14 protein-coding genes are annotated in these 12321 nt (G+C 49.3%); 1 reads left to right on the top strand and 13 read right to left on the bottom strand.

The window, feature by feature from the left end; genetic code table 11:
* Window positions 1–5: 5 nt before the first annotated feature.
* Both ABC336_RS21015 and ABC336_RS21010 read right to left on the bottom strand, forming a co-directional pair.
* Window positions 6–335, bottom strand: a complete 330-nt coding sequence (locus ABC336_RS21015) for a hypothetical protein (protein WP_413240496.1) — start codon at window positions 333–335, stop codon at window positions 6–8.
* Window positions 336–359: 24 nt separating this feature from the next.
* Window positions 360–545 carry an aspartyl-phosphate phosphatase Spo0E family protein gene (locus ABC336_RS21010; RefSeq protein WP_413240495.1) on the bottom strand — a complete coding sequence of 62 codons (186 nt, stop codon included), beginning with the start codon at window positions 543–545 and terminating at the stop codon, window positions 360–362.
* Window positions 546–709: 164 nt separating this feature from the next.
* On the opposite strand from ABC336_RS21010, the gene ABC336_RS21005 reads away from it, so the two are divergent.
* On the top strand, window positions 710–1045 hold the full coding sequence (locus ABC336_RS21005; RefSeq protein ID WP_413240494.1) for a helix-turn-helix domain-containing protein: 336 nt from the start codon (window positions 710–712) through the stop codon (window positions 1043–1045).
* A 21-nt stretch (window positions 1046–1066) separates the two neighbouring features.
* On the opposite strand, the gene ABC336_RS21000 is transcribed toward ABC336_RS21005, so the two are convergent.
* The 11 genes from ABC336_RS21000 to ABC336_RS20950 form a co-directional block, all read right to left on the bottom strand.
* Entirely contained in the window at window positions 1067–1906 is an 840-nt protein-coding gene (locus ABC336_RS21000) for a VirB6/TrbL-like conjugal transfer protein, CD1112 family (RefSeq protein WP_413240493.1), read from the bottom strand.
* 67 nt (window positions 1907–1973) lie between these two features.
* On the bottom strand, window positions 1974–2267 hold the full coding sequence (locus ABC336_RS20995) for a glutamyl-tRNA amidotransferase (RefSeq protein ID WP_459564713.1): 294 nt from the start codon (window positions 2265–2267) through the stop codon (window positions 1974–1976).
* An 11-nt stretch (window positions 2268–2278) separates the two neighbouring features.
* The gene (locus ABC336_RS20990) at window positions 2279–4048 is read right to left on the bottom strand and encodes a VirD4-like conjugal transfer protein, CD1115 family (protein WP_413240492.1); all 1770 of its coding nucleotides are present in this window, start codon (window positions 4046–4048) and stop codon (window positions 2279–2281) included.
* Window positions 4035–4226, bottom strand: a complete 192-nt coding sequence (locus tag ABC336_RS20985; RefSeq protein ID WP_029193988.1) for a hypothetical protein — start codon at window positions 4224–4226, stop codon at window positions 4035–4037. Before ABC336_RS20985 ends, ABC336_RS20990 begins: the two co-directional genes overlap by 14 nt.
* Window positions 4227–4272: 46 nt before the next feature.
* Window positions 4273–5175: a hypothetical protein gene (locus ABC336_RS20980; RefSeq protein ID WP_413240491.1), complete on the bottom strand. Its 903-nt coding sequence runs from the start codon at window positions 5173–5175 to the stop codon at window positions 4273–4275.
* Window positions 5172–6134 (bottom strand): PcfB family protein, encoded by a 963-nt coding sequence (locus ABC336_RS20975; protein ID WP_413240490.1) that lies wholly within the window; start codon window positions 6132–6134, stop codon window positions 5172–5174. The genes ABC336_RS20980 and ABC336_RS20975 overlap by 4 nt, the downstream gene beginning before the upstream one ends.
* A complete protein-coding gene (locus tag ABC336_RS20970; RefSeq protein ID WP_413240489.1) occupies window positions 6076–7467 on the bottom strand; it encodes a relaxase/mobilization nuclease domain-containing protein in 1392 nt (463 codons plus the stop codon). Before ABC336_RS20970 ends, ABC336_RS20975 begins: the two co-directional genes overlap by 59 nt.
* Before the next feature lie 14 nt (window positions 7468–7481).
* Complete coding sequence (locus tag ABC336_RS20965; RefSeq protein ID WP_413240488.1) at window positions 7482–7865, bottom strand: plasmid mobilization protein; 384 nt, start codon at window positions 7863–7865, stop codon at window positions 7482–7484.
* Window positions 7866–8186: 321 nt separating this feature from the next.
* Window positions 8187–10790: a DEAD/DEAH box helicase gene (locus tag ABC336_RS20960; protein ID WP_413240487.1), complete on the bottom strand. Its 2604-nt coding sequence runs from the start codon at window positions 10788–10790 to the stop codon at window positions 8187–8189.
* A gap of 141 nt (window positions 10791–10931) precedes the next feature.
* Complete coding sequence (locus ABC336_RS20955) at window positions 10932–11882, bottom strand: DUF3991 domain-containing protein (protein WP_413240486.1); 951 nt, start codon at window positions 11880–11882, stop codon at window positions 10932–10934.
* A 99-nt stretch (window positions 11883–11981) separates the two neighbouring features.
* Complete coding sequence (locus tag ABC336_RS20950; RefSeq protein ID WP_038693792.1) at window positions 11982–12269, bottom strand: hypothetical protein; 288 nt, start codon at window positions 12267–12269, stop codon at window positions 11982–11984.
* Between the last annotated feature and the right edge of the window lie 52 nt (window positions 12270–12321).

Raw genomic sequence — 12321 nt, 5'->3', positions numbered from 1 at the left:
GCAGTCTACGCCTCAGGCTCGTTGCGTTCAGGTTTGATCAGTGTGTCGTTATCAAATGGCACAGGATTGCTCAATAGTTCCACAGCAAGCTGAAAACCATCCTTCATCCCTTGTAAATATAACCACTCATTCATAATCGCTTGCTTAAAATGGTGTTTGTCCTCCCAAACATCAAATTCAGGCATGCGCTCCATATCCATACCAGCAAACAAGGATTGAAATGCTTTCTTTTCTTCAGCACGAACACGCTTTAGATCGGAATGATGTTCGATTCGCGCTGAAACGTAGTCCAATCGACCTTGAATAGCTGTTCGAAACCACGGTGGAATTTCCATTGCCTGCTTCCCCCCACAATTCTTTTACCTTACCTGCTGCTTCCGCTTGGCTTTCATGTGATGATAGCGGGCTACTAGCTGATCGACCTTCTGACTTTGCTCTTGAAATGCTTGATGGCCGGATAAAGAAATGGATTGCTTTATTAACTGTTCACCAAGCGTATTCAGCTTTCGCCGCTCCTCTTCCATCTCTCTTAACAATTCGTCCATTTATCCATCCTCCCGTTTTTATTGTGAGAGCCGACATTTTTGAATGAAACACGGTGTATGTTAGAAGACTACTTCGATGGTAAGTTTTAATCTCATTTATGTCAATTGTGTGCTTCTCCATAATGGAAGTTATAAACTCATCCCCTTTAAAGAGGTGACGCTTGATGATTGGTTACGATAAAAAGAAGGTGGGGCAACACATTCGGAAGCAACGAGAGGCTTTGGAAATTTCTCGTGAACAACTGGCTGAACGAATTGGACGGGTCCCAAGATTTTGCGCCGATATTGAACGAGGTAAAGCCGGGATGTCCATTGAAACGATGTTCAGCATTTGCAATTTGCTCAAGCTTTCTCCTAATGAATTGCTTCTGGGTCAAGAGGAGAGCGCCACACCTTACGATGAAACAGCATTGATTATGGCTGCGCTCAATCAATGCACAGAGAAGCAGCGTAAGGATGCTTTGGCGCTGTTGAAGCTTTTTCTGACCGCAATCCGATAACACCCATCATTCACAAGGTGGTTACAGTCCCATCATTTCGCGCACGATGCGATCTGCCATCTTCACTGTACCTACGAGAACGAGCATATTGAAAATGAGTTCCCCGATATATGTCCATACCATCGTAACCGCGCCCGCATTAGCATCGACGGCTGGAGGAGCGGTAGCAAAGGCGGAGTAAATGATACACGCCAATACAATAATCGCGCCTTCCAGACACGCTGCCGCGTATCCTTTCAGGAACGACTTGCCGATATTTTGGCTTGGCTCCCCCGCAAATGCGGACAGCGGAACGGGGGCTATTGCCGTATACAAATAGATACGGAAAAAGCGTCCGTACACCGAAAGGATCATCACAAAGGATAGCACCGTAATGAACAAACTGCCGAGAATGGTGACGATCCACAGCGGAATGCTTTGCCAGAAGCCAACGTCTTCAATCGCTTGCGCTACCGTATCCGGCAAGGCCATAGCCTCTGTCGTTCCAAACCCGGAGCGTCCCATCATCGTTGAGATGATCCCCTGTACAATCGTAAAGAGAGCCATCATCAACTCCAGCCCATAGGTTACGACCGCCTTGGCGAGCACAAATCGGATAAACAGCTTGACGGCCAACTCCGGCCTTTTCACTTCCGCAAAGCTGCCGGTCGTCTTCACAACGCCAATCACAAAAAATAAGACCAGGAGTGCCAATCCCGTAGCTTGCAACGCACCGTGAATATCAATAATCACACGCCATACGCCGCCGCCCTTAAAATCCGCCGGTGATTGGGTAACAAGATGCCAAATTTCATTCATCTTCTCGTTCCAGGTATCCAAAGCATTTTCGAGATTATCGATGACCCAACTGTTTTTTGCCATATTCTCACCCCTTCCGTAAACAGGGGACAGACGAATCGTCCGCCCCCCTTATGCAAAAGCTTCAAGCTCATCCGGCAATCAGGGCAAGAATTTCCTTCGTAAACGTAATAATGACCCCTCCGGCGAGTGTCAGAAACCCGTTTGCGCGCTGGGAAGGGTCATGTGACTTTAGCGACAACCCGATCTGAACAATGCCAAAGCCAAGAATAATCATGCCGATCGCACGGATTAAACCGAATATAAACGTGGATAGGTTGTTGACTGTCGTCATCGGATCGCCTTCTGCATAAGCAGAGGAGACGAATACAGTTCCCGTCAAGATCAGCACAATGTACAGGGCCAGCAGCCGTTTCGTTTTCATTTTCAAGTTCATCATTCCCTTCGTAAAAATAGCGACTCTACTTCTTCTTCCGAAAGAAGTTCATAATCCCCGTCTTCATGAAGGAGCACGGATTGCCAGTCCAAAGCGTGTTCCGTTCCGCCATGCTGATAGGGAAGACCGTTACCATCCGTCGTGAGCGAGACATGAGGATGCTTGAGCAAATCATATTTGTCGTCCTGGACTGGATGTTCGCCACGAATAAAGAGCAGGCAAAAGCGGTTATCCAGCAACCTTACCTCATCGGGTGTGAGCAATTCGCGGCCTGATTGCTGGTAGTTGACCGAGTAGCTGCCGTTTCTCCCCTTGCTCTGGCCGTAGGTATTGGTGTCTATCGTTTCCTTGCCAAGCAGCTCCGAGACGTATTTGTGGGTAGACTGTTCGTTGCCGCCCAAGTACAAAAATTCGTCGCAGTTGCCCACAATCGATTCCCATGCGTCCTTGTACAGCGCCTTGAGCTGCGCTAAATTTTGCAAAATGATAGAAACGGAAATTTCCCGGCTGCGCATCGTGGAGAGCAGCTTGTCAAATTCGTCGGGAAGCGCTACATTGGCGAACTCGTCCATGACAAAGTGAACATGAACCGGGAGACGCCCGCCATGCCGATAGTCCGCCTCGTACATCAAGCATTGAAAAAGCTGCGTGTAGAGCATGCCGACAATGAAGTTGAAGCTGCTGTCGTTATCGGGAATGACGGCAAACATCGCTGTCTTCTTCTCCCCCATAACGGGCAATTCCATTTCGTCGACCATGCTCATCCCCGCAATCGTATGCAAGTTGAACTTCTCCAACCGAACGCCGAGGCCAATTAAAATGGACTTGGCCGTCTTGCCGGCAGCCAGCTTGAAAATGTTGTACTGCTTGACGGCAAGGTGTTCCGGGTCGCGCATGGCCAGCCGCTCAAACAGTTCATCGAGTGGGCTTTGGTACGTTTCGTCCTCCTCCCGCACCTCCGCAGCCGCGATCATTTCCATGACCATTGGGAAATTTTGCTCCTCGGGCGGTGCTTCATATAGCAGGTATAGCACGAGCGCTTCCAGCAAAGCGGTCTCGGATCGCTCCCAAAAGGGATCATTGGTATTGCTGCCCCTTGGTGTCGTATTGCGGATCAGATTGGTGACCAGCTTGAGAACATCCTTGTCGTCTTGCAAATAAGCGAATGGATTGTAGCCATGCGAACGGTGCGGATTGATGAGGTCCAGCACCTTGATGTCATAGCCTTCGGACTTGAGCAGATGCCCGGTATCGCGCAAAATTTCGCCCTTGGGATCGAGCACGACAAAGGACGTATGCGCCTGCATGACGTTCGGCTTGGCGTAAAACCGTGTTTTGCCGGAACCGGAACCGCCGACGACAAGAACATTCAGGTTCCGGCGATGCTTGCGGCCATCCAAGCCGATGCGTACCTGCTGCGTCAGAATTTTGTTTTGTTCCGGTTGCTTGTCGTGGTACTTGGCATTGATGCGTCTGGCCTTGCCCCATCGTGCGCTGCCGTGTTCTTCGCGCCGCCGATAGTTGCGCGGCGACGCCAAGTAGATGCCGACCGAAATCCCGTAAGTCAGCGTGAACAGCAACAAGCTTCGCGGCGTATCCTCGACCCATTGAATCTGGAAGGGATGGTTAATCGCCTCGCTGAGATACAGCAGAAGTGCGGGTAATCCCTTTGACAAAGCAGGGGCGGCAAGCAGCGCCGCCCACACGACCGGAATAAAAAAAACCGCAAAGAGTAAAAGATTACTCCTTGCGGTTTCAGCGCGCTGCATGATGACTCCGGCGCTTTACTTTTTGATAGGGAGCGTCAATCGCTTTGAGCAGTAAATCGTCAACAGGATCGGTCGGCCGCTGCTGGCCGATCAAGTCGTTGCGCAGCGCATTCAAGGCGTTGATGACAATGCCATGCTCGTAATGATCCATTCTCAGGATGCGTTCTTCCTCTTTCATCGCCACTCCTCCCAACAGAAATATGAAAAGCAGATTCATGCCACGACTATCGGGTGGAATCGCTGCGATTCGGTTGCTGCTGTCGCTGCTGGGCCAGCATACCGTGCATACGACGGGAAATGCCATGTGCCACATCCTTCATCACCGTCAGCTCGGCGCGAATTTGCTGCGGCTCCAATTCCTTGAGCCGTTCATGAACCCGGCCGAAGCGGAAGGAAGCCGTCCCGACGCCGAACTTTTTGCAAAGCATATACGCGCCGCAGTAAGCTTGGAAATTGTAATGGGAGCGGCTGTAGTCGTTATGGCCGCGATCGATCTCCGCATGCGCCAGCTCCTGTGCGAGCGCCCGAAAAATGTCACCGGCCCCCAGTCCGCGACGTATCACGATGCTTAGCGTATCCGGCTGATAAAGCGCATGAACTTCCGCAGGCAAGCCATCTCCAATCGTAATCGGAACAGGTGACCGATCCATCAACGCCTTAATGCGTGAGCGGTCATCCGGGTAGATCGGCGGTTCCTTTTTCGGTGCGGTTGTTTGCGCAACGTCGAACATCTTCTTGGGGTTGTAGCTGATTGCGGTACTCCCATCTTCCCGCTTGTATTCCTCGCCTGGCTCCAAGATGTAAAATCCGGTTTCCTTGCGACGGATATAGACGCCTTGTTCTTTCCAACTATCAAAATCAGCAATGCGAGTGGCATCTGGGCGCTGCGCGAGAATAAGCAGCGCATTCGCGACGCTGTAGAGATCAAAACGGCTTTGTACGTCCAGATAATGCTGAAATTGTTCGCCGTTTTGAGCAATGGCGGCTGTGGCAGTGTCAATCGTCTCATACGTCCACTGCCGCAATTCTTGCTTTTTTTGCGCCCATGCTTCTTTGTCGAACGGCTGCTCACGCTGACCGGAGGTCGTCGTGACATGGGGCTGGAATAACTCGTCCAGTTCGCTCATTTCGATTTCCCTCGCTTTCGACCTCCGGTCATCGGAACGGACGCTTTACTGCCGGACGCCGACTTCCCGCGATCTCTGCGCTTAGGCAATGATGGTTCTTGCACCTGCTGCCGCCGTCTGGTCTCTGCCGCCCGGTTTTCCTCCCGAATTTCCCGTAGCAATTGGCGGACGGACACTTTTTCCTTCGGCTTTTCAGGGTCAATCGTAACCTTTTCGTATGCCGCGCTGCGCTCGGAGGTAGGCGCGGACGGAAAGGATGGTTCCGTTGTCCTCTCCTCCTGTGTCGGCAGGAGGGGAAGCGGACGCTCCGGTTCCGTTCGCTCGACCTCCCACTCCTCGGCCGCCGGATGATCGGTTCCCTGCTGCTCGTTTACCGGCTGAACCTCCGCCGCCGGCTCGGGCTTTCCCAACAGATCGTCCAAAAAATCCTCACCGACTGCCACGCCCTCGTTTGAAGCTGGAGGCTCGCTGGTCCCACCTTCGGGCGCTGCCAAGACTTGCTCCAGTTCTTGCGCCTCTCCTTTACGCTCGTCCGACTGCTTCTCGCTGCGGGACTTCACAATCTCCTGCTTGATGCTGGCCGTATCTACGGTCGCCAGCTTGAAGCGTTCAACGATTCGGTTGATCTTGGACGCATCCTCGGCCCGCACCATGACATCGCAAAGCCCGTCCACATTTTTCTTGTCACGCAGCGCGCAATAGAGGACACCGTACCGCTTCGCTTCTTTGCAAAAAGTCGGCAAGTCTTCATTTCGTACTGCAAACACCTTCAGTTCCTTGCCGCTGCGCAGCAAGCTTTCCAGACGAATGCGGCCTCTTGTTCGCTTTTGCCCTTGCAGGGCGGCGAACAAATAAACGGCCAGATGCTTTGCACCTTCGCCGGAAATTTTCGCCATGACCTCAATGCCACGAAGACTCATGCTGACGACCTGATCGGCCGCCTCGGTTCCGCTGCTCATGGACATTGGCCTCCCTTCGTGTTGATTGGTCTTCCTCGTTACGTTGCAGCTTGTTTGCCAGTTCGTCGGATCGGGCAAGAATGCCCGTACAAAGCCTCACCTCCTTTCGGAGCTTCGCAAGCTGACGGGAAAGTTCGGCAATTTGCGACTTATACGATTCGATTTGCTCGGGAAGTTGACAGCGGCGAAATCGGTTGTACAGCATTTTGCGGGAGCCGTATCCTTGTTTCAACTCTGCTTGCAACCCGTCAAGATAACCCATCAATTGATCCGTACTGGAAATACGATGACGACACAGCAGCTTGGTTTGCTCCGTGATGGCCGTCAGGTGCCGCAAGTCTTCACGTAATAAAAAAGACGTCCGTTTGAGGGACGCACGGGAATGGGGCAGAATCCCCATCTTGAATAAGTACCGCAGATACAAGGCTTGCAGACCGCTAAATCTACGTCCGATGTGCAGGGTGCTGCGCACGATGACGGCTCGTCTGCGCCGCGGCAACGGCACCGGTGGCTGACGCTGCGGTAGCTGGTTTTGCAGAATGCGCTCTTTTATCGCCTGCTCCGTGTATTCGTCGCCAAGACTGCGCAATCGAACAAACCGCTCTTTGCCCAGCGGGCGTACCGCCAAATGCTTGACGTTCGACTTCATTTCATAACCCTGCTTTTGAAGGATCGCGAAAAATTGCGTCATCGTCATGGCAGCAGCGATTGCGGCGTCGATGTCCTCGCGAATCAATCCGCGCCAAGTCGGCTTGTTTTCCTGTTCCGCTCGCCACTCGCCGTAATGCTTGGCCTTACCCGGTTCCGGCTGCTCGATGACCGATAAGGCATGCTCCCGGCAAAGTCGATCAGATGTTTGCCGCATCAGCGCGTAAGAGGCTTTGTTATCGTAATAACGTTTACCGTCCAGAAACGACACCGCATTAAGTACGAAATGATTGTGCAAGTGCTCCTTGTCCAAATGAGTCGATACAACGACTTCAAAGCGCTCCCCCCATAGCTCCCGCGCCAGTTTGAAGCCAATGGCATGTGCCATTTCCGGCGTCGTTTCGCCCGGTGCAAACGCCTGATACCCATGAAAAGCCACAATGCCATCGGTCTTGTGAAATTGTCGTTTGGTTCGCTGCATTTGCTCGTAGGCGGTCAGCGGATCGCAGTTGATCCCGCTGACGTAAAGCTGTTTTTCCGTTTTGGCATCCGCGCTAGTATAAGCGAGCACCTGCTGTAAATCATCATGTGCTACACGCGCTTGATCGGTCTTATCGGGATTGGTGGCGTAATCCAGCACACGCTTGAGGCGGTCGGTAACGTCCCATATTGCGGTTGTCGCCATGTGCGCTGTCCCCTTTACGGTGGATGTACGTTAGAATTTCCTTGTAGCTCGGTTCTCGGTTCCGGTGCTGTCACGGCTTGTTGAATCTGCTGGACGGTGCGGCGCAAGTGACCCGCTTCCTCCTGAAAAGACGCCCGATCCAAATGACCTGTCGCATGGGCCTTCGCTGCGAGTTGGTTAAGGTTATTGCCGATAGCGTGCAGTTCACGCATCATAGCGAAATAGTCCGTTGGCGGCATCGCCTTCGGAACATAACCATTAATCAGAGATCGAATATAACCTTCCTGTGAAAGTCCCGATTTCTTCGCACTCGCTTGAAGTTTTGCGTTTTCATCATGGTTCACCCATACCTGAATGCGAATCGCTCGTCTTCTCATCATGTTCACTTCTTTCTTCAAAGGAAATGGCCCGCATGAAAATGCGAAATGGATTCTACCGTTTCTGAAAAAATACCAGTCATTGCTGAAACCTATATTCTTAATAAAACAGCGTGCTGTTGAGGCAGGGGTATTAGGGGCTTGCCCCTAACAAGCGAATTTGGGAGACCAAATTCAGTGCTTGCTGCAACACGAGACATTCGTCTCGCGTTGCCCTGAAAGGCACCTGCCGGGAATAGAGAGGAGACCCCTGAAAACAAAAAAAGACGCCGATTCACTCAGCGCCTTTCATAGTCCGTTTTCATATTAACAATACACCGACGTCTTAATGACTAGTTACGATCATTGTGGTTTTAATTTTGTAAGGGGAGATGCCGCAAGAAGTTTCTGGATAGAGGTAGGATCAAGTCCTGCATCTCGGTAAGCATGCATTGCTTTCACCCTCCAATTCTCATTCCCCACACCAGTAAAATCAAGACGTAAAGTACGTAATACCTGAGCAGCTTTGTGCGCCCATTGAACGAAATCTGATTGATTCCAGTAAGCGATATCCTGGGCGATATTCAGAGCACTGGCTTCTACAGTAACTGAAGGAGTGATGATAACACGAACATATGTCGTACTCGCTGAAAGCCCCTCAACTTTGCGTGAAATCCACGTGGGATGGTCGTTCGCCTGTCGAACTTTGTATGCAGGAATAGGTTTTGTTCCGTCCGTTTCTGTGTAGTCTTCAGCCGCTAAACAAAAATTATTGCCTGCTATCCACCAAGGGTCAGGCGCTGTCCTTTCGTCAGAGTTTCCTGCGAGATATCCGAGTAATTTCCCTAAATCTTCATGTGCACGTTCAAAAAGATTGCCATCGGTGTTATTGCTAATTCCTTCAAGTATATTCTTAACTCGCTTTTCAAACTTTGCATCACTGGTCGTTCCCATAGTAGTTAGTTCCATTTCTAATCTCTCGATTATAAATGGAAGATAAGGATCGTCTACGATTTGTTGCCCAGAAGCTGATTCGGATTCCACCAAGTTTCTTAACCAAGTAACCGATAATGTACACGCCGCAGCTTGTTGAAAACGTTGACGAGAAATGGATGAATAATCATTAGTGTTTAGATTCAATGTTCCAGCAAGCCATGCAGCACTACCTGCAAGATAATACCAGAATCCACGATAACCTTTGAGTTCATCCCCACTTAGCAAGCTCGCAACTCTATTCGCTTTCTCAAGAGCACCAACATAATTACCTGCCCAGATTGCCTGCTGGTAATCAAGTTCAAACGTTACCGCATCTTCCAGTACCTTCATAAGAGGATCTGGCGTTTGATTGGCATCATTACGTCTCGCAATAATTTCTTTATCTGCATTGCGCCATTCCGGACTGCTCTGATTTAGAAAGTATCGATACAACTCAACAAATTCATCCACTGATTGAGTCTGTTTGGATTCCTCATTTCCAAATGTTAGTTCAGCTTGAAGCTCGGGATGGTAGAGCCTTAGGTTTTCTTTCTGTAATAAGCGATCCTGCAAATCATCCCCTAAAATACATACTGCGGAGTAATCGGTAGCGCTTCTTGTGCAACGGCCTATGGCTTGCACAACTCTCGTACGAACTCGATCCTGTAAGAGGATACTTGCTACCATTCTGGTTTCCAGAAACCTTTCTTGCAGATTAGCTGCCGTGGGCAATCCTAACATAATTTCAAGCCTACATTCATCACCTGCTAGGTTTATGCCGTCATAGCGATTTGCCAAAATAGCAACAGCATTTTCATCACCGATAAAACCTGCCTTTGTTTTTTCTATATCCTCTGCTTGGTATACGTTTTTGTTTGTATGATTAGCAAAAAATTCGATCCAGTTATTGGCTGTTTGATCATCGGGTACTAGCAATAGTGTTCGTGGTGATTCATGAGCCAACTTGACTGCCACAAGGCTACTTTCTTCCTCTTTTAATGCAGTTCCAGGAAAAAAGAACAATCTACGTCCAACACTATGTTTCTCCCATCCTTCGGGTGCTTTAATGCGCTCAATTTTTCTTCGTCCTGTGATACGTTCAAGTTCACCGCCAAGTCCCAGTGTCGCAGACATATAGAGACGCTGTTTTGCCATCGAAAAAGGACGATGTGTTTCAGATGGCGGAATTATCGGGCGAATTAATATGCCACTCCAGTTGAGATAAACATGACATGATTTAAGGTGATCTCTGATAACACTCCAAGTGTACATGAGATCCCTAATACCTGAAGTGAATTGGTCAAGAAACGGTATTATTTTATTAATTCGCTCAACAAAATAAGGAGTAGGGAGCTTTTCCACCCATGATCGATCTGAAGGTGAAGGAGAGTCCGTGGTCATCCGTTGGTACTGCTCTTGTGGGAGACCATCTTTAATAATCTCTAGTAATTGTCTATACACAGCTTCATGATTGAATCGAGAAATGGATAATGACCAGTACTTCACTAGGTAATTTTCTGAAGCATGCGCATCATCAAGAATGATGAACTGTGGATTATGGAAAAAAGGATTCGTATTAAATAGGCTACTGTACGTTGTAACCGCAATTGCTTCACCATCGTTGTATTTGGATTTGTCGCTAGGCAAGTAATCTTTTTGTGATCCTGTAAATGCAATTGGATGAATATCGTATTTATGCTTGGCTTCCTCAACAACTTGGTGCACAAGCTGCCGTGTGGGACACAGAAATACAACTCGTTCTTGCCGTGTAATGCGCCGGTATTCTCCAGCGAGTAGGCCGACCAAAGTTTTCCCACTTCCTGTTGGGAGTTCCATAGCAATGTCGGGGGATTCTAACTTTTCGTTATAAACGCGTAATACGTCAGCCTGATGGGCTAATAGACCTTCGACTTTTCGATTTCGTAGATCATAAAAAAGAGACTCCGGACTCTTTATTTCAGAATGTCCTTGATACCTTGATTTGAACCCCATAGTACAAACCCCTTTTCCGGAAATTTATACTGTTAATTATATACAAAAAGAGCTTTCTATGAACAGCAAATACTAGCTAGAGTTCCAAATAAGATATTACCTTCGAAAACGATCAGATTCATCATTTAGAAAGCTCGATTATTACCTAGAACGGTATTTGTTTTGGCGAAGAAAGCCCATTAACTCTTCGTTTACATCCTTACCATTCTTGGGAGGTTTATCATAAATAGAAAGTACTGAAGAAAGTTGATGGTGAATCGTTGTCGCCGCCAACCGCCCCGGTTCATCATTGTCCAAATGCAGTATTAGTTGATTCACCTGCGGAAAGCTCCGCAAGTATTGTACTAGAGCGGCAGGCGGAATACTTTGCGCTTCAACTGCTTTAGGCCTATAAATGCCAGCCAGTGATAGGTTATGCGTCTGCCGCCAATCGCGGCCAGCGAGATGCTCCAGCGTGCAGTAAGATAACAGATCAATGGCGCTCTCAAACAGGTGCAACTCCGTACTGTATTCCATAGCCGGAATCGCAAACGAATACCGCTTGTCGCTGCCAGTGGCCTCCCCCATATAGCGGGTGCTCGTCGTACCGCGTATCGCCGCATATCGTGGAGTCCCATGTTGATCAAAGCCGACGAATACCACGTTGTGGTAGCGGCGGCTTTCATACAGTCGTCCTGTTTTGAGACAAAAATCTATTACATCGCGAGAAATGCCGCGTTTGGAGAGATAAGCGACGACGCGATTCGAAGTCTCATACGGTTCGGGAAGCTCCAGCCGCGTATTTGAACCATCCTGCTGGATGGCAGGAGTAGTTGGAGCCATGTGAACGGGTGGATTACCGCCAATTTGCAGCACCGCATCGGGAAATGACATGCCTCTTACTTTAATAAGGTAGTCTAGCGCAGAACGTCCTCCGATCCCCCTCGACCACCAGAACCATTTACCGTTGGAGATTTTAAGGCTGTCGTGGGTTCGGGTCGAATAGGCATTGCGCGAGCACCGCACCAGTTCGTATGGCTCGAAGCATTGCAAATAGGTGAGCAGGTCCAATTGCTTTGCACGTTCGATTTGTTCCTTGCTTACGTAGCTCATTGACGTAGTTCCTTTCAGAAAATGTAATAAGAAACGACATATTTACAAGTTGCTTCTCTTAATCGCAAGGCTGATTTTCTTTCATCCTGCCGCACTTGTTCATCGTGCCTTACCCTTCTTTTTGGGATACAGATAAGCTCTTCTTTCCCTCAACTCTGTAGCGCCTTTCTTTTTCATGAATGCGTCTAACTCGCTTTCATAGACTTGACTGGTCACCCCGTTCGAATCACGGATGTAATAATACGAGTCGCCAAATCCGTTCTTCCCTTTGGATATCAATTCCAATGCTGGCACGGTTTCTCCCTCCTCGGTCGGATCGGTTCCGTAACAAATAGGCGGTAGAATCGGGCAAAAGCATCCGCCGCCGCTTGGGATGGCATACAACATGTGCGTTCCTCCAGAAATGCGAAAAGGACCCCAAAGCTGGAGTCCGTTTCGT

The organism is Paenibacillus jepli, from assembly GCF_047238105.1.
Taxonomy (GTDB): Bacteria; Bacillota; Bacilli; order Paenibacillales; family Paenibacillaceae; genus Paenibacillus_D.
Note: the sequence above shows the minus strand (reverse complement) of the source record. Positions and strands in the feature narration are given on the sequence as shown.